Source organism: Paraburkholderia bryophila (assembly GCF_003269035.1).
Taxonomy (GTDB): domain Bacteria; phylum Pseudomonadota; class Gammaproteobacteria; order Burkholderiales; family Burkholderiaceae; genus Paraburkholderia; species Paraburkholderia bryophila.
The window spans coordinates 337,234-361,074 of the sequence record NZ_QLTK01000003.1 but is presented as its reverse complement, the minus strand read 5'-3'; the positions used below and the strand labels follow the sequence as shown (position 1 = coordinate 361,074).

The window sequence follows — 23,841 nt, the reverse complement described above, 5'->3', positions numbered from 1 at the left end:
CGCGCTGATGTTGGCGCGCGCAAGCGGGCCGGGTCGGTGCGGAACCTGGCCGCTAATCTGACCGCAGCGTGCCGCGTTGCGCACCCCATATCGTTGTGTCGATCTGTTCGACCGCGCCATGCGCGCCGGCCACGAGCGAGCGATCCACACGCGTTTCATAGACGGAGAACGCGAGGCTCGACGATCCCGCGTTCAAAACCAGCAGCGACTCACGCATGCTGGATGTCCCAGATGGCGTCCTGCGCCTGCGTGACCACGCGATTGCGGTGCACATACAGCGCCGCGACCGCGCAACTCGCCAGGCGGGAACGCGGGTTGTCGGCGCGGCTCGTCAGGATGATCGGCACGCGCGCGCCGAGCACGATGCCGGCCGCGTCCGCCTTCGCCAGATAGATCAGCTCCTTGGCGAGCATGTTGCCGGCTTCCAGGTCCGGCACCAGCAGAATGTCCGCGTCGCCGGCCACGGGCGATCAGATGCTTGATCGCCGCCGCGTGCGCGCTGATCGCGTTGTCGAACGCCAGCGGACCGTCGATGATCGCGCCGCCGATCTGGCCGCGATCGGCCATTTTGCAGAGCGCGGCGGCGTCGAGCGTCGAGGGGATTTTCGAGGTGATGGTTTCCAGCGCGGACAGCACCGCCACTTTCGGCAACGCAATACCCAGCGCGTGCGCGAGTTCGACTGCGTTGCGCACGATATCGGCTTTCTGTTCCAGCGTCGGGAAAATATTGACGGCCGCGTCCGTGATGAACAGCGGCTTCGGATAGCTCGGCACATCCATGATGAAAACGTGACTCAGACGCCGTTCGGTGCGGATGCCGGTGTCCTTGCGGACCACTTCCTCCAGCAGTTCATCCGTGTGCAGGCTGCCTTTCATCAGCGCGTCCGCTGCGCCGGCGCGCACCAGTTCGACGGCTTTCGCGGCGGCCGCGTGACTATGCGGCGCGTCGATCACGCGGCAGGCAGCCAGATCGACTTCGAGCGACGCCGCCAGACGACGGATGCGGACTTCAGGCCCTCCTCGTGCCGCCCCTCAACCCCACGGAGAAGGAATGGGCGCATGCACAGCCGCGAAATCCGCTCGAAGATCCGCGGCGTGTCCGCGACCCGCGGTGTTCAGTGGTTCAGCCGTTCAACGAATCCAGATTCAGCGTAATGATCTTGACCGACACGTCCTTGCAGGTCTTGTCGCGGCAGATGCCGCTGAACCAGACTTCGCCGCCGCCGATCATCACGCCCTGATCGCGGGAGAACAACGTCGCATAGGTCTGATGCGCGACCAGATCGACCAGCTTGGGCGTGAAGATCGCGTCGTAATGCGCGACGAAGTCGCGCTTCGTGCGCAGCGTCACTTTCTTGCCGTGCAGCGCGACGGTGATCGGATATTTCACCATGCCCGCGACAGCCGGTTTGTCGGCACGCGCCACGGCCTGCTGCAACTGGTCGAAGAACTGGCGGTACGGCACGTGGGAGCCGAACAGAAAGTCCATTCGCGCGTCGACTGCCTGATCGGTCTGGGCATCGCTCTGCGCGACAGCGGAAGGTATGGAACCGAATGCGAGGGCGATGCCAAGCAGAGCGCCGGCGATCGATGCGATGCGAACCGGGCGACGGTGTGGCGTGATGCGTTTCATTGCGGCGTTCTCTCTTCTCGTCAAGTTATAAAAAGAACGCCATTATCGCCGCTCTCCTCACCCCGCCTCCATATCCCGCCCCGAATCCGCCACATCGATCCCGTAGCGCTTGAGCTTGGCATACAGCAATTGCCGGTTGACGTTCAGGCGCCGCGCGGCATCGGTGCGATTGTTGCCGCTATGGCGGAGCGCGCGGCGGATCAGCATCTCTTCGAGCCTCGCCAGCGCGGAAGGCAAGTCCTCATCCGGCCAGTCGAATTCGAGCGACGAATCTTGCGAGGAGCACGCGTCCTGCAAAAACGTCAGGTCCGTCGCGTGGATGTACTCGCCGCGCACCATCACGGCGGCACGTTCCATCGCGTTCTTCAGTTCGCGCACGTTGCCGGGCCACGCGAAGCGGATCAGCATCGCGGCGGCATCGGCGGACAGGCGCTTGCCCGCAGCCACGCGCGTCAGGAAGTACTCGGCGAGCGGCACGATATCGGCAATCCGTGCCGACAGCGGCGGCAGATGAATCGGCACCACGTGCAGCCGGTAAAACAGGTCCTCGCGAAAACTCCCGTCGCGCACGCTGCGCAGCAGGTCACGGTGAGTCGCGGCGATCACGCGCACGTCGACCGGCACCGGTTTGCCGCCGACCGGCACCACCACCCGCTCCTGCAACGCGCGCAGAATCTTGGCCTGCATCGCCATGTCCATGTCGCCGATCTCGTCGAGAAACAGCGTGCCGTGCGCGGCCTGACGAAACGCGCCGTCGCGGTCGGCGGTGGCGCCGGTGAAGGCGCCGCGCGCGTGACCGAACAACTCGCTCTCCAGCAGATCGACCGGGATCGCCGCGCAGTTCACCGCGACGAACGGTCGGTCGTGACGCAGCCCGTGTTCGTGGATCGCCCGCGCCACCACCTCCTTGCCGGTGCCGGTCTCGCCGGTGATCAGCACGGTGGCGTCGCTATCGGCGAGCACGCCGATGGTCTTCTGCACGGTCCGCATCGCCTCGCTCGAGCCGATGATCGCCTCGGCCTCCTGCGCCGGAAAACTCGCGCCCGGCTCGGCGACGCTCGACAGCATGCGCTGCAGCACCCGCGCGAGATCCGCGCGGCCAATCGGCTTGGTCAGGTGATCGAACGCGCCCAGGCGCATCGCCTCGATCGTATTGGACGCGGTGGCGTGCGCGGTCAACACCGTCACCACCGGCGCCCTGGGCCGCGCGCGCAGCCGGCGCAGCACCTCGAGTCCGTCGATGCCGGGCATGCGCAGATCGAGAAACATCGCGCTGACCGGCTCGGTGTCGAGCAGTTCGAGCGCGCTCAAGCCGTCGGCGGCGAGGCAGGCGGTGTGGCCGAGATCGATCACGACTTCGGCGAGCGCGTCGCGCATGGTGGCGTCGTCGTCGACGATCAGGATGTGGGGCATGGCAGCGTGATCTCGAAAGTAGTGCCGTGGTCGGTCGATACGAAACGTGCGGTGCCGCCGTGCGCCACCGCGACTTCGCGCACGATCGACAAACCCAGACCGGTGCCGTCGGGCCGTCCGGTCACGAACGGCTCGAACAGATGATCCTGAATATCGGCGGGCGGGCCGGAGCCGCCGTCGCGCACGGACAGCACGAGCGCTTCCGTGCGACGCAGCGCGGCGACCTCGATCCGGCTGCCGGCCGGCGCGGCGTTGATCGCGTTCAGAATCAGATTGTCGAGCGCGCGCTGCACCTGGTCCGGGTCGAAGCGCGCCTCCTGCCAGTCGGCCGTGCTCGATATCGTCAATTGTCTGGCGGCGGCGCGCTCCGTATGTTGCGCGACGCAGGCCTCCAGAAACGCGCTGACTTCGATCAGCTCGCGTTTCGGTTCGTCGTGTTCGGTGATGCTCAACAACCGGCGCACCAGCGCGTCGAGCCGTTCGATCTCGCCGAGAATCACGCGCAGCGCCTGCGGTTGACGCTCCGCGCCGCCCGCGACCGCGCTTTCCGCTTTCAGCCGCATCGCCGCGATCGGGTTGCGGATCTCATGCGCGACGCCGGCGGCCACCCGGCCGATCGCGGCGAGACGCTCGGCGGTCGCCATCTGCCGCGCGAGCGTGTCGCCCCGCTGTCGCGCGACCGATAGCCGCCGCCCGGCCTCGTTCAGCGCGAGGACGATCCGGTCCAGCTCACGCTCGCGGGTGGGCGGCAACACCGGCAGGTCGGCCACGTCGTACGAACTGAGCGCTGTCTCGATCTGCGACACATGCCGCGACCAGGTCATGGTCAGCTGCGTCAGCAACGCGGCCGCGATCAGCACCGTCACCAGCAGCACGGCTTGCCCGGCCATCAACTGATAGTAGCTGCGGCCCGCGAAGGTGAAGGTCCATGTCATGGTCCAGGCCGTCAGATGCGGGATCGGACCGGGCAACGGGCAGGCCGAGATCAGCAGGGTCTGCGAGCGCGCGCCGTAGCGGTGGCTGGCCGCGCGGTCGCTGCTGAGCGCGGCGGCATTGATCTCGCGGATGCGCGGCAGTTCGCCGCCCGGTGGGTCGGTGCGCGGCGCGGCGCCGTCGTAGGTCGGAAACGCGTAGGCGAGCGAGCCCGTGTCGCCGTGCCAGATGCCGCCCTGCACGCCCGGCCGGTTGCGCAACGCGTTCTGCACGACGGCGCTCAGACGGCCGCGCGCGGCGGTGTCGTCGGGCGCGGGCGGCGCGCTCCCCCAGTCGGCGCTGTGCAGACGGTAGGCCGACGCGATCGCGTCACAGGCGCGGGCGTTTTCCGCGGCGGCCTGGCCGACCTGCGCCGCCGCCGACTGATGGAACAGCCCCACCATCAGCCAGGCGGTCGCGCCCGCCGCGACGACCAGCAGTGCAAGCAGCACGATCAGCCGGCCGCGTAACGATCGAAGCATGGTGTTGTCCCGTGTTTTATCTCTGGCGGCGTCCCTCTGCCGCACTCCCTGATGCGAATGGTATGCCAGAGCGAAGCCATCCGGCATGGGAAGGCGCTTTCGCGGGCCATCCGTGGCCATTTCAAAGGCGGGGCGCGGGGTGCGGTCCGACGCAACGGCCGTTCAAGACTGCGCCGTCGCTTGTCCTGCGCGCGACGTTGTCGTGATTTGCGACACCTTGCGTCGTGAATCGCGACAAACGGCCTCGGCTTCAACGAGTGCGAACCAGACGGCATCGGCACCGCATCGTTGGCACGGCAGTTGCAGAGCATGGTCCACGAACCACCCGCCGCTCGCCTTTGATTCGCGCTCGCGCTCACGTCCGCGCTCACGTCCCCCTTGACACGGACCGATGCGGATCGACACACGAGATACGGCGGCCGGCCGCAACCATCCTGTCCGATCGAACGAGGCGTACGTGAAAAGAACCCACCTGAAATGGCCCGCGCTCATCGTCCTCGTGCTGCTGATCGTGCTGGCCGTCTGGTTGCTTTTCTTCCGGAATCCCGCGCGCAAGGCGCCGGCCGTGCCGCCGGGCACGCCGGTCTCGGCGGTCGCGGCGAAACTGGCCGACGTACCGGTCTATATCGATTCGCTCGGCACGGTCACGCCGACGCGCACCGTCACCGTCATCACCCAGGTCAACGGCATTCTCGATTCGGTCGATTTCAAGGAAGGCCAACGGGTGCATCGCGGCCAGGTGATCGCGCGGATCGATTCGCGTGCGCTCGAAGCGCAACTGGTGCAGGCCCAAGGCACGCTGACGCACGACAAGGCCGCGCTCGCCAACGCGCAGCTCGATCTGCAGCGCTACCGCCAGTTGATCAAGGTCGGCTCGATCACGCAGCAAACGCTCGACACCCAGCTCGCGACCGTCAACGAAGACCAGGGCACGGTGGTGTCCGACACCGGCAACGTGAAGAACCTGCAGGTGCAGGTCAGCTACTGCACGATCACCTCGCCGGTGGACGGCGTGGTCGGTCTGCGCCTGGTCGATCCGGGCAACTACATCACGACGACCAGCACGACCGGCGTCGCGGTCATCACGCAACTGCAGCCGGCGACCATCGTGTATGCGGTGCCGGAGGACTATCTCGGCCAGATTCATCGCGCCATGTCGCGTGGGGCGGTCGCCGTGCTCGCCTACGACCGCGACAAAAAAACGCTGCTGTCGCACGGCACCCTGCTGGCCGTGGACAACCAGGTGGACACCGCCACCGGCACGGTCAAGGTGAAGGCGGAGTTCCCGCAGTCCGGCGACGCACTGTTTCCGAACCAGTTCGTCAATGCACGGATGCAGGCGGACACGCTGAAGCAGATTCCGGTGATTCCGACCGCGGCGATCCAGCACGGCACCAACGGCGACTTCGTGTTCGTGGTCGGCGCGGGCAACAAGGTGGCGCTGCGCAATGTGAAGGCCGGGCCGGTTAGCGGCGACAACACGGCGATTCTCGACGGTGGTGTGAAAGCCGGCGAGCAGGTCGTGACGGATGGCGCCGACAAGCTCGACAACGGCTCGGCGGTGCGGGTGGTGGCAGCGACGCCGGCGGGGGCGTCGGGAGCGAGCGCGTCGGCGAGCGCTTCAGACGCGGCGGCATCCTCCGCGACTGGCGCCACCAGCGCGTCAAGTGCCTCGGGCGCCTCAAGCGCCTCAAGCGCCGCCGCTTCCGCCTCCCACTAACAGTCGGTCTCCATGAATATCTCGCGCCCCTTCATCGAGCGGCCGATCGCGACCACGCTGCTGATGATCGCCGTGCTGCTGGCCGGCCTGCTCGGCTATCACCTGCTGCCGGTCTCGGCGTTGCCCGAGGTCGACTACCCGACCATCCAGGTCTACACGCAGTATCCCGGCGCGAGCCCGGACGTGGTCAGCTCGTCGATCACCGCGCCGCTCGAAGTGCAGCTCGGCGAAATGGCCGGCCTGAAAACGATGAACTCCACGAGTTCGAACGGCGTCTCGGTCATCACGCTGGAATTCGACCTGTCGCTGTCGCTCGACGTCGCCGAACAGGAAGTGCAGGCGGCCATCAACGCGTCGGCCAGCTACCTGCCGGCCAACCTGCCCTACCCGCCGGTCTACAGCAAGGTCAATCCCGCCGACGCGCCGGTGCTGACCTTATCGCTAACTTCGAACACGCTGCCGCTGACGAAGATCGAAGACCTCGCCGACACCCGGCTCGCGCAGAAGATTTCGCAGATCTCCGGCGTCGGCCTCGTGACGATCAGCGGCGGCCAGCGCCCGGCGGTGCGCATCGAAGCGAATTCGGGCGCGCTGAATTCACTCGGCCTGTCGCTCGACGACGTGCGCACCGCGCTCGGCAACGCCAACGTCAACCAGGCCAAGGGCAATCTGGACGGCAAGTACCAGGCGTATTCGATCGGCGCGAACGACCAGTTGCAATCGGCCGATCAATACCCGGACGTGGTGCTCGCCTACAAGAACGGCGCGCCGATCCGCCTCGCGCAGATCGCCACCTCCGTGCAGGCCGCCGAGGACGTGCAGCAGGCCGCGTGGACCGACAGCACGCCCTCGATCGTGCTGAACATCCAGCGGCAGCCGGGCGCCAACGTGATCGACGTGGTGGACCGCGTGCAGAAGCTGCTGCCGCAATTGCGCGCGAGCCTGCCGGCCACGCTCAAGGTCGCGGTGCTGACCGACCGCACGCAGACCATCCGCGCGTCGGTCACGGACGTGGAATACGAACTCGCGGTGGCGGTCGCGCTGGTCGTGATGGTGATTTTTATCTTCCTGCGCAAGGTGGCCGCGACCGTGATCCCGGCGGTGACGGTGCCGTTGTCGCTGATCGGCACGCTCGCCGTCGCGTACGGCCTCGGCTTCTCGCTGAACAACCTGACGCTGATGTCGCTGACCATCGCGACCGGCTTCGTGGTGGACGACGCGATCGTGATGATCGAAAACATCACGCGCTACATCGAGGCCGGCGACACGCCGATGGAAGCCGCGCTGAAGGGCTCGAAACAGATCGGCTTCACCATCATTTCGCTGTCGGTATCGCTGATCGCGGTGATGATTCCGCTGCTGTTCATGGGCGACGTGGTCGGCCGGCTGTTTCGCGAATTCGCGCTGACGCTGGCCATCGCGATCGTGATCTCGGCATTCGTCTCGCTGACGCTCACGCCAATGATGTGTTCGCGCATGTTCAAGGCGCACGAGGAAGAACACCGGGTCGATTTCTTCGACCGCGTGAATCGGCGCTACGTACAGGGGCTCGGCTGGGTGCTGGAGCATCGCGGGCTGACGCTGCTCTCCGTGGCGCTGACCGCCGCGCTGACCTTCGCGATCCTGCTGCTGATGCCCAAGGGTTTCTTCCCCGAACAGGACACTGGCCTGATCGAAGGCATTTCGCAGGCGGCGCCGGGCATCTCGTTTCCGTACATGGTGCAGAAGCAGCAGCAACTGGTAAGCGATCTGCTGAAGGATCCGGCGGTGGCGAGTCTATCGTCGTTCGTCGGTATCAATCAGACGAGCCCGACGCTCAACCAGGGCACCGTGCTGATCAACCTGAAGGACAAAGGCGATCGCGACAGCAGCGCGGCCGTGATCCGGCGTCTGTCGGATGCGACCGGGGGTCTCGCCGGCATGCGCCTGTTCCTGCATCCGGTGCAGGATCTGACGCTCGACGACACGATCTCGACCACCAGCTACCGCGTCGGCCTGCAGGCCACCGACCCGGCCGTGCTCAACGAATGGACCGGCAAGCTGATCGACGCGCTGAAAAACGACCCGGCCTTCGCCGACGTGCAAAGCCAGGCATCGCAGCAAGGCAACCAGATTCAGTTGACGTTCGACCGCGCCACTGCCTCGCGCCTGGGCGTCACGCCGCAAGCCATCGACGACGTGCTGTACGACGCGTTCGGCCAGCGCCAGGTGTCGACCATTTACACGCAGCTGAATCAGTATCACGTCGTGCTGGTCGCCGACAAAACCTCGGGCAACCTGTCCGATCTGCTCTCCGGCCTCTACGTGGATACCTCGTCGGGCGGCGTCGCGCCGCTTGCCAGCATGGCGACGATGAAGCTGATCCATGCGCCCGTCACGATCGACCGTCAGGGGCAGTTCCCGTATGCCGATGTGTCGTTCAATCTGCAGCCCGGCTACACGCTCGGCACGGCCGTCACGCGGCTGGCCGACATCGAGAAGCAGATTGGCCTGCCGCTGACCGTGCAGGCGTCGCTGGAGGGCACGGCGGCGACCTTCCAGTCGTCGCTGTCGAACGAGGCGTTTCTGGTCGGCGCGGCGATCATCGTGGTGTATCTGATGCTCGGCGTGCTGTACGAAAGTTTCATTCACCCGGTGACGATTCTGTCGACGTTGCCGTCGGCTGCGCTCGGCGCGCTGCTCGCGCTGGTGATCACCGGCACGCAGTTCGACATCATCGGCCTGATCGGCATCGTGCTGCTGATCGGCATCGTCATGAAAAACGCCATCATGATGATCGACTTCGCGCTGGAGCTGGAGCGCAACGAAAAACTCCCCGCCGTGGAAGCGATCCGCCGCGCCGCCGAACTGCGGTTCCGGCCGATCCTGATGACCACCATGGCCTCGCTGTTCGGCGCGGTGCCACTCGCGTTCGGTACCGGCATGGGTTCGGAATTGCGGCATCCGCTCGGTATCGCGATTATCGGCGGCCTGGTGATCAGCCAGTTGCTGACGCTGTTCTCCACGCCGGTCATGTATCTCGCGATGCATCGTGTGGAAGAGCGCTTCAGCAAACGCGACCGACCCACGGCCGCGGCGGAGTGACGCGATGAACCTGTCCGAACCGTTCATCGCGCGCCCTGTCGCGACCGGTCTGCTGGCCATCGGCATCGCGCTATTCGGCGCGCTGGCGTTCAAGCTGTTGCCGGTGGCGCCCTTGCCCGAGGTCGATTTCCCGACCATTAGCGTGCAGGCTACCTTGCCGGGCGCCGATCCGAACACGGTGGCGACCTCGGTCGCCACGCCGCTGGAGCGCCAGTTCGGGCAGATCTCCGGCATCACGCAGATGACCTCGGTGAGCTCGCTCGGCGCGACCCGCATCACGATGCAGTTCGATCTGAATCGCGACATCAACGGCGCCGCGCGCGACGTGCAGGCCGCGATCAGCGCCGCGCGCACCAACCTGCCGGCCAATCTGGACGGCAATCCGACCTACCGTAAGGTCAATCCGGCCGATGCGCCGATCCTGATCGTCAGCCTCACGTCCGACTCGGCCACGCGCGGCCAGTTGTACGACGCAGCGTCGACCGTGCTGCAACAGAAGTTGCTGCAAACGCCGGGCGTCGGCGATGTCACGGTAGGCGGCGGCGCGCTGCCGGCGGTGCGGATCGAACTGAATCCGGACCGCGTGAACCACTACGGCGTGAGCCTCGAACAGATTCGCAGCGCGATCGCCACGGCCAACGTCGATCTGCCTAAAGGTTCGGCCGCCGTCGGGCCGCTGAAGTACAACCTCGGCGCGAACGACCAGCTCTACAACGCCTCCGACTACGCGCCGCTGATCGTCAAGCAGAGCGGTAACGACGTGGTGCACATCTCCGATCTCGGCTATGTGCGGCAGGACGTCGAGAATCTGGAGAACTACGGCCTGTCGAACGGCAAGCCGGCCGTGCTGCTGATCGTCTACAAGCAGCCGGGCGCGAACGTGATCGACACGGTCAACAACGTGAAAGCCGCGCTGCCGTTTCTGGAAGCGTCGATCCTGCCGACCATCAAGCTCGACATCCTGATGGACCGCACGTCGACGATCCGCGCGTCGCTGCTCGACGTCGAGATCACGCTGGCGATCTCGGTGCTGCTCGTGACTGCCGTGACCTTCGCGTTCTTCCGCAACTGGCGCACCACGCTGGTCCCGGCGATCGTCGTGCCGCTGTCGCTGCTCGGCACCTTCGGCGTGATGTACTTTCTCGGCTTCAGCCTGAACAACCTGTCGCTGATGGCGCTGACCATCTCGACCGGCTTCGTGGTGGACGATGCGATCGTGGTGGTCGAGAACATCATGCGTCACATGGAACGCGGCGAGCCACCCATGCAGGCGGCGCTGAACGGTGCGCGCGAAGTGGGCTTCACGGTCCTGACCATCAGCGTCTCGCTGATCGCGGTGTTCATTCCGCTGCTGCTGATGGGCGGGATCGTCGGGCGGCTGTTCCGCGAGTTTTCGGTGTCGCTCTCGGTGGCGATCATCATGTCGATGGTGATCTCGCTGACCGTCACACCGATGCTCGCCAGCATCGCGTTGCGCAGCACCGGCCACGCGCACGCTGAGAACGACGGGAACGAATACCCCGACTCGCGTTTTCACCGCTTTTATGCCCGCACGCTGGGCTGGGTGATCGGCCATCCGGTGCTGATGGGTCTCGTGACGATTCTGGTGCTGGCGCTCAACGTGCTGCTGTATATCGTGATTCCGAAGGGCTTCTTTCCGCAGGAAGACACCGGGCGGCTGATCGGCCAGGTACAGGCGTCGCAGAGCATTTCGTACCACGCGATGCAGCAGAAATTCCTCAAGATCAATCAACTGGTGCTGAAGAATCCGAACGTGCAGGCGGTGGGCGGTTTCGTGGGCGGCTCGAATTCGGTCAATACCGCCCTGATGTTCGTCACGCTCAAGCCGCTCGGGCCGCGCAAGGCAAGCGCCGATCAGGTGATCGCGCAGTTGCGCCGCTCGCTCGCCAATATACCCGGCGCGCGCCTGTTCCTGCAATCGGCCCAGGACATTACCGTGGGCGGCCGGCAAAGCGGCGCGCAATACCAGTTCACGATGACCGCCGACGAGCAGACCGATCTGGACAAATGGGTGCCCAAGGTCGTCGCCGCCATGCACAAGCTGCCGATGCTGCAGGACATCAACACCGACCAGCAGGACAACAGCATGCAGGCGAGCGTGGCCGTCGATCGCGATACGGCGGCACGGCTCGGCGTCAATTTCGCGTCGATCGATCAGGGGCTGTACGACGCATTCGGCCAGCGCCAGGTATCGACCATTTACAAGTCCGCGAACCAGTATCACGTGGTGATGGAACTCGCGCCCGAATACTGGACCGATCCGGCCGCGCTGAAGGCGATCTATGTGCCGGCCGGTGCGGCCGCCACCTCGGGCAGCGGCTCGACCGGCGGCGGCACGTCTGCTGCGCCGAGCGTCGCGACCTCGGCGCGCGCGGCCTCGACGGCGGCGGCAGCGGCGAGTGCGGCGGCCGTGGCCGGTCCGGGCAGCCGTACGGCGACGCCCTCGGCCGCCGTGCTGTCCAACGGCAACGCCCTCGTGCCGCTGGCCGCGATGGCGCATTTCTCGATCGCGCAAACGGCGATCTCGATCAACCATCAGGGCACCTTCCCGGCCGTCACGGCGTCGTTCAATCTCGGGCCGGGCGCGTCGATCGGTCAGGCCACGCAGCAGGTCGACGAGGCCGTCGCGCAACTGCGCATGCCGGCCAGCATTGTCGGCAGCTTCGCGGGCACGGCGCAGGTGTTTCAGCAGTCGGTGGCGAGCGAGCCGATCCTGATCGTCGCCGCGCTGCTCACCGTGTATATCGTGCTCGGCATGCTGTACGAGAACCTGATGCATCCGCTGACGATTCTGTCGACGCTGCCCTCGGCCGGGGTCGGCGCGCTGATCGCGCTGCTGGTCACCAACACGGAGTTGTCGATCATCGCGTTGGTCGGCGTGATCCTGCTGATCGGGATCGTCAAGAAGAACGCGATCATGATGATCGATTTCGCGATCACCGAGGAACGGCAATCCAGGCTGCCCGCCGAACAGGCCATCACGCGCGCCTGCCTGATCCGCTTTCGGCCGATCATGATGACCACCAGCGCCGCCATTCTCGGCGCGCTGCCGCTCGTGTTCGGCTCCGGCTACGGCTCGGAATTCCGCAAGCCGCTGGGTATTTCGATTATCGGTGGACTGATTTTCAGCCAGATGCTCACGCTTTATACGACGCCGGTCATCTATTTGTGGCTCGACCGCGCGTATCAGCGTCTGCGCCGTCGACGTCACGGGAAGGAAGCAACATCATGAAGAGCAGAGTGTTGAGCGCGGTTGCGGGCGTGGGGCTGGCGACGCTGTGCCTGACCGGCTGCGCGGTCGGCCCGGATTACACCCAACCCACGGTGGCGATTCCCGCGACCTTCAAGGAAGGCGTGGACTGGCAACGTGCGCAGGCCGATCCGCAAGCGGCGCTGTCGAGCACGTGGTGGCAGGTCTATCAGGACGACACGCTGACGGATCTGATCGGCCGCTCGCTCAAGGCGAATCAGTCGATCGCCGCGGCCGAAGCCGCCTACCGGCTCGCGCAGGCTACCGTCGACGCCAACCGCGCAAGCCTCTTCCCGGTGATTACGGCAGGTCTCTCGGCCACGCGCAGCGGCACCGGTAACGGGGCCGCAAGTTCGGGTATCAGCAGCACGACGGGCAGCACCGTGGCCGGCATCCGGAATTCGGTGAGCGCGACGGCCACGGCGAGCTGGGAACCGGACTTGTGGGGCGAAGTGCGGCGCGAGGTCGAGTCCGCGAAAGCCAGCGCGCAAGCTAGCGACGCGCAGTTAGCCGGCGAACGCCTGTCGATCGCGGCCACGCTCACCAATGATTATTTCGCACTACGCCAGGCCGATCTGGATATCGACTCGCTTAAACAGCAGCAACAGATCGACGCACGCATTCTCGACATCACGCGCACCGCGTTTCTGCAAGGCACCGCGTCGAACGACGACGTGCTGACCGCGCAGGACACGCTGGAAATCGTGGTGGCGCAGTTGCAGACCACCGAAACCTCGCGCGAACAGGACGAGCACGCGATCGCCGTGCTGATCGGCGTACCGCCCTCCGGCTTCTCGCTGCCGCCGAAGCACGACTACGCGTTCGCCAATCCAGCGGTGCCGCTGGCGTTGCCGTCGCAATTGCTCGAGCGGCGCTACGACGTGGTGAGCGCGGAACGCACCGCCGCCGCCGCGAACGCGAAAATCGGCGCGGCTGAAGCGGCGTTTTTCCCGGTGCTGGATCTGTCGGCGCAAGGCGGCTTCGAGCACAACGCGTTCGCGCACCTGTTCTCGCTGCCGAGCCGCGTGTGGACGCTGGGACCCGACCTGGCCGCGACGATTTTCGACGGCGGCGCACGCAGCGCCGCGGTGCGCGAAGCCCGCGCGACTTACGATGAAGACGTGGCGAACTATCGCGGCGCGGTGCTGACGGCGTTTCAGAGTGTCGAGGACAGCTTGTCGAACATCAATCATTTGCAGCAGCAGGCGGCAGCGTATGGCGAGATTTATCGGCGCAACCAGCAGTTGTTCGCGAGCCAGCGCGCGCAGTTGCTGGCGGGGACCGCGAGCGAGGAAAGCGTGTTGACGCAGCAACTGACGCTGTTGCAGGCGGCGCAGTCGTTGACGGATAGTCAGTCGCTGCTCGCGCAAGGGAGTGTGACGTTGATTAAGAATCTGGGGGGTGGCTGGCAGTGGGATGGGAGTGGGCGGACGGTGGCGGGTGAAGCCGGCGCGTCTGCGGTGAGGGCTACCTCCACGCCTGCGGCGGAATGACTCTGTACGTGCATCCATTCAAAATAATCAATATCCTGATGCGGAAACAGAAATAATCCATCCGACATTTAAATTATCCATTATTAATTACTTATATCGATAAAATAAATAAAACATCGAAATCTTGTATTGCCGCACGACGATGTGAGAGTATTTTCGTGCGGCGACGATTGATTGAATCTTGAGTTGGCCGCAATTTGTCAATCCTTCTGGAGAAACAAGATGAAGCAAATCAAACTCGAGCCAACACTCTCGTATCAGTCGAATGACGCCTACCAGTCGCCAATTGGTGCGTCGGGTAGACCGAAAACGGACTGATAACAGATAAAAACGCCGCGGCGGCCGACGCGGCGCATCCATCACCTACGGTAAATACAGGAGTGGTCGTGACACCATCCGTATTCTTGCGTATTGTAGATGGGCACCTGATCTTATGGGATTATCTCCATCATCGCCAGTTCGAGATTCAGACAGCGCACCTTAATAGGCTTATCGAAATTTCCGCAGGCGATTCACCGCGCGACTCCGAGATTGATTCAGATATCGCGGATTCAAGGGTGCTCGACAATCCTGAACCAGACGAATGGGGTTGGGACTATTTGTCCAGAATTTTTCATGTCGGAACACAGATTGGCAGAAACGAGCAGGAAAGCTTCGACAACGAAAATCCGTATCGCGGATATATCGAGTACTGCGCGTCGATCGCCGATAAAATACCCGATATGTTCCCCACCCCCGAAGGGAACATATCGCCGCTTCCCCACCCCGAGCTGGAAAAGCTGGAGTCGGTTTCCCTGAAGTCGGCTTTATGGAATCGTCGCACCCATCGCTGCTTTCGGCACGAAGCGCTCGATCTGACAACGGTATCCAATGCACTCTACGCGACATTCGGAGCCGTTCATGGCCGCGAACGCGGCGACCTGAAGGATCTCGGTTTAATGCCAGTAGGCTACCGGCGGACCTCGCCCTCCGGCGGCGGCCTTCACCCGAGCGAGCCCTATCTGGTCGCCGTGCGCGTGAACGGACTGGAGCCGGGCATCTACCATTACAGCTCTGGCGGCCATTACCTCACGGCCGTCGGGCCAGCACTGCGGCCGGGCCAGTTGGGCAAATTGTTGTGCGCGCAGAATTTCGCGGAAGATATCTCCTACGGCATCTTTGTCGCGTCGACCTTCAGCAAGATGTGGTGGAAGTATCCTCACTCGCGTGCCTATCGGGTTGCGTTACTCGACATCGGCTGCCTGACTCAGACGTTTCAACTTGTCTGCACGGCGCAGGGCGTCCAGTCCTGGCCGACCGGCTATTTCAACGATCACCAGATCAACGCGCTACTCGGACTTGATGGAAAGACGAGTTCGGTCATCTTTTTTCTGGGTGCCGGTCGCGGAGACGGAAGTGTCGCGCCCGAGGCGCTTGCGGCAATCCATGACATGCAGTCAGGCGACTGAAGGTTTCCCCATGCGAATTCTTGGACTCAAACCCGGACACGATGGTCATATCGCTCACCTCATCGATGGCGTGCTGGACTTTTCGATCGAGGCAGAAAAGGATTCCGGGTATCGATACGCGCAGGTGGACGGCTTGGGATTGGCCGACGCACTGGCAAGGTTGACCGCACCGCCGGACGTTTTCGCTGTCAGCGGATGGGCCTCCGGCATGGAGCCGAGAGGGCGGCCCATCGGAGCCGGCTATATGGGAATCTCCGGCAATGTGCAGGGATTGTCCCAGATGAACGGTTCGCCAATGCGCTACTTCTCGTCGTCTCACGAGCGATCCCATATTCTTTGCTCCTACGCCCTTTCCCCATTCCCGCAGGGCACGCCCTGCTATGCCCTGACGTGGGAAGGCCATATCGGCGCCTTCTACGAAATCGACCGTGGCGTCAAAGTCCGCCGGCTCGCGCACATCATGTACGGCCCCGGCATTCGGTACGCCTATGCCTATGCCATTTGCGATCCAACGTTCAACCTCCCTGGCGGACATATTCGTCTGAGCGACGCCGGCAAGCTGATGGCACTCGCGGCGTTCGAAGAAAACCCGACGGCCACTTCCGAAGAGCAGGATCTGCTGGCGCGCTTAATGGCCAATCCGCACGAAACGCCCAAGTTCGATAAAAACCACTTTCGCGCGTTTTCTGCCTATAACAGCGGCGTCGAGTCCATACCGTCCAAGCGTCTTGCCCGGCTCGTGTCAAATCGCCTGCTTGCCCATTTCATTGATGGCATGTCCCGGCTTGTCGAAGACAAGCGCCCGTTGCTGATCAGCGGAGGCTGCGGGCTGAATTGCGACTGGAACCGGGCGCTGCTCGATTCCGGTGTATTTTCCGACGTCTTTGTCCCTCCGTGTACTAACGACACGGGCTCCGCCATCGGCACCGCCGTGGACGCACAACTGGAATTGACCGGACATGCCAAGCTTGAGTGGAATGTCTATAGCGGCAGCCACTTCATCGACGACATGGCCCTTCAGTCGAATCGGCAAGCCGGTTCCTTTGCGCGTGTTGCAGGCAACACCGCAACCGCCGCACGGCTGCTGCAAGCCGGCGCAATATTGGCGTGGGTTTCAGGGCGAACAGAGATCGGTCCGAGAGCGCTCGGTAATCGCTCCCTTCTCGCCGAACCGTACCGACGCGAAACGCAGCAAAGATTAAACACCATCAAGCAACGAGAGCATTACCGCCCTATCGCGCCGCTCTGTCTGGAAGAAGATTTCGCCCTTCACTTCGACCTGACCAGAGCGAGTCCCCACATGCTTTACTTCGCCAGGGTCAGAAACGACCAGCTCAAGGCAATAACCCACGTCGACGGTTCGTCGCGCGTGCAAACTGTCAACCCGGAACAAAACGGGCTCATGTACAAGCTGCTTCGTGCATTCAAGGAAATCAGCGGCGCAGGCGTGCTTTGCAATACATCGCTTAATTTCAGCGGAAAAGGGTTTATCAACCGGGCATCCGATCTGGTCACGTATGCGGACACTACAGGGCTCGACGGCTTCGCTGTCGAAGGCGCGCTATTCCTTCGATCTCCAGAGAAATACACGGGCTGTCTATGAAACCATTCTCATCGCTGAAGGCGACTGCCGGTTACCCCTATCTCCTGCTTGCGAGAGCAACGAGTTCGATCATACTGTGGGTCGATTTCACGCTGATCTTCTCGAACCTCAGCTATTTCTGGCACGCCAGTGCGTCGACCATCGGCATTGCATCCGCGCTGTATGGCCTGCCCGGGCTGCTACTTGGGCCTTTTTTTGGACGTTTTGCCGACACACATCATCCGTTGTCCGTCTTGCGGAGCAGTTACGTCTGCCGCGGCGTGACCTCGCTGCTGCTGATGTTCGCGCCCAATCAGTTCGTCTTCGTGCTGTTCGTCTTTCTGAAAGGGCTCAGCAATCTCGGCGCAATGCCTGCCGAGCAAATCCTGGTCCGATCGATGCTAACTCCTAGTCAGTTGGTGGATAACGCGCGCTGGATGACCACCATCGATCAGCTCGTGAAAATAGCGGCGCCGCTTCTTGGTGCGGTCATGGCGAGCCTGTACGAACCTGTCGCGGGATTTGGCTTGTCCGCGACACTCTCGGTAGCCGGAATCGTGTTTCTGCTTCTGCTGCAGCGAGCCCATCCGTTTGAAAGCGCGGTATCCGGGCCCCGCAAATCGCCTCGCCTCGGCGCGCTCGCCGGTCTGCTACGGACGCACGCCGGGTTTCGACATGCGTTTATCGCGTCTCTCGTTCAAACCGCCGTGCTGGGGCTCTACGATCCTTTGCTCGCCCTGTTCCTGAGGGCGCAGGGATTTCCCGCCGCAACGTTCGGGGCGATCGTCAGTTGCACGGCAGCGGGAGGGATCGCTGGCGCCATGCTTTTCAAGCGCGCCTTCTCTTCAGGCAATACAACGCGAGTGCTGGCCATCGGGCTGATCGGTTTTGGCGTGACCGTGTTCGTACCTGGAACATTCGCCGCGCTGCATGTCCCGGTGTCGAAGTATGTACTGTTCGCATCGTGGCTTGCAAATGGTGCTTGCTACGGTGTCACGGCAATGAGCTTCGGTGTGGTGCTGCAAGCCGCCTCACCGGTTCATGCCCTGGGGACAATCAGTTCGACCGCGCGAAGCGTGCAGCTTGCGGCGCTCGTACTCGGGCCGCTGATCGGCTCCAACGCGGCGCGTTGGATCACCATCCCGATGGTCTTCATCGTCAGCGGTATCCTTGCCGTGCTGGCGGGACTACTACTCTGCGCCAGCCCCACCTCTTCGCGCTCGGCTCTCGAGGCGGAAACGCGGTAAGCCTCCCGATAGTGCGATTGAGACAACAAATATCGGCGCCAAACTTTGGGCGCCGAGCTCAGTCGACTATCCGCGCCTTCCGCTCACGCCTTCCCGCCCATCTGCAACCGCGCCAGCAACTCTCGCCCCTGACGGGTCAATTGCAAGGTCGTTTCATCCGCCTGACGCTGCCGCACTTCGACGAGCGCATAGCGGCGTAATGCCAGCACGTCGGGGTCCAACGGCTCGATACGTCTCTCCGTGTCGCGAAACAGCATCAGCGTCGCGAGTTCATGATGGCTGAGCATCCGGCACCTCCGTTCATCAATGCGTGGCGATGAAACGATAGTAGTCAGGTGCCGCGACGGTTTGGCTACAGACACGTTTCCGCGTCTTACGAGCACGCGGGCTTCGCGGCGGCCAATCCGCCCGCAGGCCCGGCGTAGTTCGCCCTACGCCCTCAAGCACGCGTAACCCGGCGTAACTCGCCGCTATTCCGGCGGCAAAAAGCTCACGACCGTGCGCAATCCGCGACGATCCGCGTCGCGATCCGTCGAAACCTGTCGACTCCCTGTCGAACTCGAACGTCACCCCGCCTGGCCACAACGGCTAAAAAACGTCGAACGTAGGGAGTTAACATATGTTGTTATTATTTTGTTTACTGCAACATATGAATCACGGCGCCGTGGCGTGCCGCTAACGATCGTTCGATAACACAGGGAAATGCGATGGTCCGGGAAAAACTGATGATGTTGCTGGTGCTGGCATCGGCCGCGCACGGTGTGCTCGCGCAAGATGCAACGCCGACCATGACGAAGATTCAAACCAACGGCCTGATTTCGATCGGCCATCGCGAGACGTCGGTGCCGTTTTCCTACGTGGACAGTGACAACCAGGTCATCGGCTTTTCTCAAGACCTGTGCAACAAGGTCATCGACGCGGTCAAGGCGAAGACGAAACGGCCGGATCTGCGTATCCGTTTCATTCCGGTGACGTCGCAAAACCGAATTTCGCTGGTTCAGAACGGCACCGTGGATCTGGAATGCGGCGTGACGACGAACCTTGCCGCGCGGCAAAACCAGGTCGCGTTTTCCGACACGTTCTTCGTGGCCACGACCCGGTTGCTGACGCGCAAAGACTCCGGCATCAAGGACTTTCCGGATCTCGCGGGCAAGACTGTGGTGACCAATCAGGGAACGACGTCCGAGCGCATCCTGAGAAAGATGAACGAAGAGAAGAAAATGAACATGCAGATCATCAGCGCCAAGGACTACGGCGAGGGACGTCTGACGCTGGAAACCGGCCGCGCCGTCGCCTACATGATGGATGACGTCTTGCTGGCCGGTGCGCGTTCGCTGACGGCGAAGCCCGCTGACTGGGTGCTGGTCGGCACGCCGCAATCGTCCGAGGCTTATGGCTTCATGCTGCGGAAAAACGACCCCGAGTTCAAGAAGGTCGTCGACGATGCGATGCAGCAGGTCATGAAGGGCAAGGAGATCAACGCGATGTACGACAAATGGTTCATGAAGCCGGTCCCGCCGAAGAACCTCACGTTCGACTTCCCGATGAGCGACTCGTTGAAAAAGGTCTACGCGAATCCGAACGATGCGGCGTTTGAATAAGGTTCGGGGCGTCGGCGTTGCGCGGTCGCGGGTGCGTGTTCGCGCGGTTACGACTGCGCGTCATGGCGTGCGCGGCCGGTTCAGAACGCGCCGGTCAGTGCCGCGAGGGCTATGACGAGTACTTGCACGACCGCGAGTATCGTCACCAGCCGAACGAGACGGGCGACGCCGCGCACACGCGCGTCGAGCGTGCGTCCGGTCTTCGTTTCATCGATCCAACCGAGTCGCTGCAACGCGTGGTCGAGTGCCGCGAGCGCATCGTCTTCGTTCGTCGACGCGGTTGAATGCGCGAGCATAGTGAACAGCCGGTGATCGATCGCGAGGCGAATCAGCAGCCATAGCGCGAGTACGGCCACCGCGCCGCTCGCGCACGCCATCGCCACGCACGGCCACGACGCCAATCCGAAAGCGAGCGCGAGTCCTACCCACGCTGCCAGATGCGCGCAGATCGCGAGGATCAGCCCAGCGTCGAGCAGTCCGCGCGCCGCGGCGATTTTGAATTGCACGCTGGCGGGTGTGTCGTTCATGGTCGAACCTCCGGGCCGGGGCGCGGGTCGCGTGGCGTTTCATCGTGCCGCGCTTCGAGGTGCGGCGCTTCGCCTCGCGCTCCATGCGGAGTGTCGCGCGGTGCTTCATCCGGCGTTTCATGCGATCCGTCATGCCCTGCTTCACGCACCACTTCCTGCCGCATCTGCACGCGCCAGTCGATATACCGCTGCAACAGCGCCACACCCGGCGCCCGCAACATCACCTGCGGACGCGCTTCCCGCAGCAACGCCAGCGCAGCCTGCGCATCGTCCAGGTGCAAATGCGCGGCGAGCCACGCGGCCACCGTCAACGCACTGCGCGAATAGCCGAGCGCACAGCACACCAGCACCGTATGCCCCTGCTCGCGCAGCCTCTCGATGGCGGCGACGGCCTGCTGTAACTGTGCGAGCGTCGGTGGCAGCAGGTCGAGTTGCGGCACGCACACGTAGCGAATCGTGGGATCGCGCCGGGCCCAGCCGGGCATTTCGGCGGTCAGATCGACAATCGCGGTGGCCCGCGCCAGCCTCGCCTCGCGACGCGTCGGCGTACGTCCCACCAGCACCGAGTGACCAAGCGGTGAAGACGCCGCGTGACGAAACGTCCATGCGCGCGAGTTGACGAACATACCGATCACAGTTGGCAGGAACAGCGCCGCAGTCGCCCACGCAAAACCGCCCGCTTCGTTCTTCTGATACAGCGCGGCATCCACGCGCCAATAGACAATCGCGACGCACAGCACGGCCAGCGCGATCCAGCCGAGCAGCAACGCTGCGAACGGTGAATGTGGAATCGCCACGCAAGCGGCAATCAGAAACACCACCGCCAGCGCCGCATAGCGCCGTGCAATGCGGCGGGCATGCGCCAGCACCGCGGGCGCGATCGGTTGGTCGGCGGCACGCGAGCGGGACGGTCCTACGCCTCGTCGCAGCGGAAACAGAAACAGCGCGAAACACCCCACCGCCGCGCCGGTCGGCACATCGATCAGATGATGCTGATAGGTGGTCAGCACGGAAATGCCGATCAGCGCGAACCAGCCGTGCAGCAACCAACGCCACGCGCCGCGTGCATACAACGCATACACGGCCCACAACACGACCAACAAACCGATATGCAGCGACGGCGCCTGATTGAACGGTTTGTCGAAGCCGGCAAGCAACGTGAACAGCGCTCCGCTCATGCCGCCGGCGGCCGGCCGCTCGAAGCTGAAACGCAGCGGCCATGCGATGAAACACACCACCGAAATAACCTGCACCGTCAGCAGCCGCTTGACGTGGTCGAGTAGTTCGTGACGCCAACGCCACAGAAAAAACGACAGCGCGTACAGCAGATCGATCGACCAGTACGGCACGATCGTCCACGGCCAGAAAGGAATGGCATGCTCCCAGCCGAACGCGAACGACGGCACCTGCGCGTGCCTGCCTGCCAGCCAGTTCGCGAAGCCATAGGTCGAGAAGAACACGAGGCCCATGCCCGCCAGCAGCACGCATTTCAACGCGAAAGTCGCCGGCCGCGCAGCGGCTGCGGCCGCGTCGTGGGGCCACGCGCTTGCATCGGTGCGCGCGCCGTTGCCGCTCATACGTCCGCGACCCGTTGCGCGACGCTGACGGTGAAGATGCCCCACTCGTCGATACGTTGCGCGATCTTGCGAAAGCCCGCGCTCGCCACCAGTTCATCGAGCTCGGCTTGCGAGCGACGACGCATCACCCACGCGGCCTCGCCGCGATGGTTTTTCAGCGTACGCGCGATGAATTCCAGCTGCGGATGCCACGGCTGCCCCGTATAAACCAGGTAACCGCCGGGTGCGACGGAACGCGCGAGGCCGCCGAGCGAAGCGCGGATCATCGTGTTGTCGCTGAACAGTTCGTATAGCCCCGACACGATGGCGAGATTCGGGCGCGGTTCCAGCGTCGCGAGCGCTTCGGCATCGAACGCGTCGCCCTGTTCGAAACGCGCCTTCGTGCCGAAGCCTTTCTGGATGATCAGCGCGCGGCCCGCTTCGACGTTCGGCGGACTGTAGTCGCGCAGCAGAATATGTTCGATGCCGGTCCGGCCGAGCGCGGCCGCGCCGATCGCGTCGAGCACATAGCGCCCGTGCCCTGCGGCGATATCGACGATCCGAACCGGCTGGCCCTGCTGCCGCAGCCGCGCGATGGCATCGGCGATCAGCGCTTCGATATGAATCTTGCGCTGCCGGATACCGCGCCAGCCAATCGAGTCGAGGTAGTTGCGGTCGATCAGCCGGCCGAGCGGCGAGCGCCCTTGCGCGCGGTTGCGGTACACATAATCGAGCGACGAGCCGGAATCGAAACCGCGCTGAAACCCGAGCGCGATCCCCGAGGAGAACCACGACGACAGCCGCAAGCCGCCGCGCACCATCGCCCAATAGGCCCCTTTCAGCGGCTGCGGCGGCTGCTTCAAACCCGCGAATTCGTCATAAAACGGCCCGCGTTCATGCGCGTCGAGCAACGAAACCGGCGCGCTCGGCGCATCGTATTCCTGCAGGACGAATGCGCGAATCGGCGCGATGGCGCGGCTGCGCTCCAGCTCGCCGAGCGTGTCGTGATGAAAACCGTCGAGCACGAGGCGCTCCTTGCGCGTCGAACTCAGGCGTTCGTAAAACCGATCCTGCGGCTGGCGATGCACGACCCAATCGGCGCCGGAGATCAGCACCTGCGTCGGCACCTTGATCGCGGCGGCGTCGGCCACCACGCGTTGGGCCATGTCGTGCAGATCGAGCAGCATGTTGACCGCGATCGCACGCGCGATCAGCGGATCGGTCCGATAGCTCGCGACGCGCTCGGGGTCGTGCGTCAGGAGCTTCGGCTTCACGTAGCTATTGACGAAAAAGCGCCCGCGCAGCCGGTACATGAGCCGCAACGCCGGCAACGCGAGCGGCACATACAGCTTGATGCTGAAGGCCGGTGCGGCCAGCACCAGCGCGCGCAGCGGCGGCGCGTAATCGTGCACCCACGCGGCGGCCAGCACGGCGCCGACACTCTGGCCGATCACCGTCATGTTTTCGATCGCGATGCCGTGGGTGTCGCGGATATGCTCGGCGAAGGTCTGAACGTCGCGCACCGAGGTCGCCGCGCTCGGGCTATAACCGCGTTCGCCCGGCGAGTGGCCATGACCGCGCGCGTCCCATGCGAAGAACGCATGCTCGGGCAGATCGAGCTCGTCGACCAGATGAGCCATGCGCGCCGAGTGTTCGTGCCCACGATGAAACAGCAGCACGGCGCCACGGCAACGCTCGCCGGCCACCGGCCAATGGCGATAGAACAGCGCCTCGCCGTCGTGCGTGACAAACGTGTGTTCGCCGGCAGTGCGGATCGTCATGGAAGTCCCCTCGAACGTTGGAATGGGTCTC

At 63.8% G+C, this 23,841-nt stretch carries 16 protein-coding genes and 1 pseudogene; 8 read left to right on the top strand and 9 right to left on the bottom strand.

Going from position 1 to position 23,841, the window contains the following annotated elements; all coding sequences use genetic code 11:
• Positions 1 to 52 precede the first annotated feature (52 nt).
• The 5 genes and pseudogenes from BX591_RS36395 to BX591_RS08370 all read right to left on the bottom strand — a co-directional run bounded on the left by BX591_RS36395 (position 53) and on the right by BX591_RS08370 (position 4,500).
• Positions 53 to 217: a hypothetical protein gene (locus tag BX591_RS36395; protein ID WP_167444510.1), complete on the bottom strand. Its 165-nt coding sequence runs from the start codon at positions 215 to 217 to the stop codon at positions 53 to 55.
• Positions 210 to 1,017: pseudogene (locus BX591_RS08385) on the bottom strand (phosphate acetyltransferase); the annotation flags it as partial. The pseudogene BX591_RS08385 and the gene BX591_RS36395, both read right to left, overlap by 8 nt.
• A gap of 106 nt (positions 1,018 to 1,123) precedes the next feature.
• On the bottom strand, positions 1,124 to 1,633 hold the full coding sequence (locus tag BX591_RS08380) for a hypothetical protein (protein ID WP_111930185.1): 510 nt from the start codon (positions 1,631 to 1,633) through the stop codon (positions 1,124 to 1,126).
• A 57-nt stretch (positions 1,634 to 1,690) separates the two neighbouring features.
• On the bottom strand, positions 1,691 to 3,046 hold the full coding sequence (locus tag BX591_RS08375) for a sigma-54-dependent transcriptional regulator (protein WP_111930184.1): 1,356 nt from the start codon (positions 3,044 to 3,046) through the stop codon (positions 1,691 to 1,693).
• The gene (locus BX591_RS08370) at positions 3,031 to 4,500 is read right to left on the bottom strand and encodes a sensor histidine kinase (protein ID WP_111930183.1); all 1,470 of its coding nucleotides are present in this window, start codon (positions 4,498 to 4,500) and stop codon (positions 3,031 to 3,033) included. Before BX591_RS08370 ends, BX591_RS08375 begins: the two co-directional genes overlap by 16 nt.
• 457 nt (positions 4,501 to 4,957) lie before the next feature.
• Here BX591_RS08370 and BX591_RS08365 point away from each other — a divergent pair, with 457 nt between their 5' ends.
• From BX591_RS08365 to BX591_RS08335, 7 genes are all read left to right on the top strand, one after another.
• Positions 4,958 to 6,220 carry an efflux RND transporter periplasmic adaptor subunit gene (locus BX591_RS08365; protein ID WP_244146875.1) on the top strand — a complete coding sequence of 421 codons (1,263 nt, stop codon included), beginning with the start codon at positions 4,958 to 4,960 and terminating at the stop codon, positions 6,218 to 6,220.
• Positions 6,221 to 6,232: 12 nt separating this feature from the next.
• Complete coding sequence (locus BX591_RS08360) at positions 6,233 to 9,304, top strand: efflux RND transporter permease subunit (RefSeq protein WP_111930181.1); 3,072 nt, start codon at positions 6,233 to 6,235, stop codon at positions 9,302 to 9,304.
• Between the two features lie 4 nt (positions 9,305 to 9,308).
• Positions 9,309 to 12,557, top strand: a complete 3,249-nt coding sequence (locus BX591_RS08355) for an efflux RND transporter permease subunit (RefSeq protein WP_111930180.1) — start codon at positions 9,309 to 9,311, stop codon at positions 12,555 to 12,557.
• On the top strand, positions 12,554 to 14,068 hold the full coding sequence (locus tag BX591_RS08350; protein ID WP_111930179.1) for an efflux transporter outer membrane subunit: 1,515 nt from the start codon (positions 12,554 to 12,556) through the stop codon (positions 14,066 to 14,068). The genes BX591_RS08355 and BX591_RS08350 overlap by 4 nt, the downstream gene beginning before the upstream one ends.
• A 386-nt stretch (positions 14,069 to 14,454) precedes the next feature.
• Complete coding sequence (locus BX591_RS08345; RefSeq protein ID WP_111930178.1) at positions 14,455 to 15,516, top strand: SagB/ThcOx family dehydrogenase; 1,062 nt, start codon at positions 14,455 to 14,457, stop codon at positions 15,514 to 15,516.
• A 10-nt stretch (positions 15,517 to 15,526) separates the two neighbouring features.
• Positions 15,527 to 17,119, top strand: a complete 1,593-nt coding sequence (locus BX591_RS08340) for a carbamoyltransferase C-terminal domain-containing protein (protein WP_111930177.1) — start codon at positions 15,527 to 15,529, stop codon at positions 17,117 to 17,119.
• Positions 17,116 to 18,345 (top strand): MFS transporter, encoded by a 1,230-nt coding sequence (locus BX591_RS08335; protein WP_111930176.1) that lies wholly within the window; start codon positions 17,116 to 17,118, stop codon positions 18,343 to 18,345. Before BX591_RS08340 ends, BX591_RS08335 begins: the two co-directional genes overlap by 4 nt.
• An 83-nt stretch (positions 18,346 to 18,428) precedes the next feature.
• Here BX591_RS08335 and BX591_RS08330 read toward each other — a convergent pair whose 3' ends face one another.
• Positions 18,429 to 18,632 (bottom strand): hypothetical protein, encoded by a 204-nt coding sequence (locus BX591_RS08330; RefSeq protein WP_111930175.1) that lies wholly within the window; start codon positions 18,630 to 18,632, stop codon positions 18,429 to 18,431.
• Between the two features lie 420 nt (positions 18,633 to 19,052).
• Between BX591_RS08330 and BX591_RS08325 the strand changes: the two genes are divergently transcribed.
• Positions 19,053 to 19,946 (top strand): glutamate/aspartate ABC transporter substrate-binding protein, encoded by an 894-nt coding sequence (locus BX591_RS08325; RefSeq protein ID WP_111930174.1) that lies wholly within the window; start codon positions 19,053 to 19,055, stop codon positions 19,944 to 19,946.
• 80 nt (positions 19,947 to 20,026) lie between these two features.
• Here the strand turns inward: BX591_RS08325 and BX591_RS08320 are convergent, their stop codons facing one another.
• Genes BX591_RS08320 through BX591_RS08310 form a run of 3 tightly spaced genes read right to left on the bottom strand, consistent with a single transcriptional unit; the run spans position 20,027 to position 23,810 of the window.
• Positions 20,027 to 20,473 carry a hypothetical protein gene (locus BX591_RS08320; RefSeq protein WP_111930173.1) on the bottom strand — a complete coding sequence of 149 codons (447 nt, stop codon included), beginning with the start codon at positions 20,471 to 20,473 and terminating at the stop codon, positions 20,027 to 20,029.
• Positions 20,470 to 22,050: a phosphatase PAP2/dual specificity phosphatase family protein gene (locus BX591_RS08315; RefSeq protein WP_111930172.1), complete on the bottom strand. Its 1,581-nt coding sequence runs from the start codon at positions 22,048 to 22,050 to the stop codon at positions 20,470 to 20,472. The genes BX591_RS08320 and BX591_RS08315 overlap by 4 nt, the downstream gene beginning before the upstream one ends.
• Positions 22,047 to 23,810 carry a bifunctional alpha/beta hydrolase/class I SAM-dependent methyltransferase gene (locus tag BX591_RS08310; RefSeq protein ID WP_111930171.1) on the bottom strand — a complete coding sequence of 588 codons (1,764 nt, stop codon included), beginning with the start codon at positions 23,808 to 23,810 and terminating at the stop codon, positions 22,047 to 22,049. Before BX591_RS08310 ends, BX591_RS08315 begins: the two co-directional genes overlap by 4 nt.
• Positions 23,811 to 23,841 lie beyond the last annotated feature (31 nt).

Bases quoted from the DNA above. Each gene is read 5' to 3' on its own strand.
- BX591_RS36395 (WP_167444510.1), bottom strand. From the start codon at position 217: ATGCGTGAGTCGCTGCTGGTTTTGAACGCGGGATCGTCGAGCCTCGCG.
- BX591_RS08380 (WP_111930185.1), bottom strand. From the start codon at position 1,633: ATGAAACGCATCACGCCACACCGTCGCCCGGTTCGCATCGCATCGATC.
- BX591_RS08375 (WP_111930184.1), bottom strand. From the start codon at position 3,046: ATGCCCCACATCCTGATCGTCGACGACGACGCCACCATGCGCGACGCG.
- BX591_RS08370 (WP_111930183.1), bottom strand. From the start codon at position 4,500: ATGCTTCGATCGTTACGCGGCCGGCTGATCGTGCTGCTTGCACTGCTG.
- BX591_RS08360 (WP_111930181.1), top strand. From the start codon at position 6,233: ATGAATATCTCGCGCCCCTTCATCGAGCGGCCGATCGCGACCACGCTG.
- BX591_RS08355 (WP_111930180.1), top strand. From the start codon at position 9,309: ATGAACCTGTCCGAACCGTTCATCGCGCGCCCTGTCGCGACCGGTCTG.
- BX591_RS08350 (WP_111930179.1), top strand. From the start codon at position 12,554: ATGAAGAGCAGAGTGTTGAGCGCGGTTGCGGGCGTGGGGCTGGCGACG.
- BX591_RS08340 (WP_111930177.1), top strand. From the start codon at position 15,527: ATGCGAATTCTTGGACTCAAACCCGGACACGATGGTCATATCGCTCAC.
- BX591_RS08335 (WP_111930176.1), top strand. From the start codon at position 17,116: ATGAAACCATTCTCATCGCTGAAGGCGACTGCCGGTTACCCCTATCTC.
- BX591_RS08330 (WP_111930175.1), bottom strand. From the start codon at position 18,632: ATGCTCAGCCATCATGAACTCGCGACGCTGATGCTGTTTCGCGACACG.
- BX591_RS08325 (WP_111930174.1), top strand. From the start codon at position 19,053: ATGGTCCGGGAAAAACTGATGATGTTGCTGGTGCTGGCATCGGCCGCG.
- BX591_RS08320 (WP_111930173.1), bottom strand. From the start codon at position 20,473: ATGAACGACACACCCGCCAGCGTGCAATTCAAAATCGCCGCGGCGCGC.
- BX591_RS08315 (WP_111930172.1), bottom strand. From the start codon at position 22,050: ATGAGCGGCAACGGCGCGCGCACCGATGCAAGCGCGTGGCCCCACGAC.
- BX591_RS08310 (WP_111930171.1), bottom strand. From the start codon at position 23,810: ATGACGATCCGCACTGCCGGCGAACACACGTTTGTCACGCACGACGGC.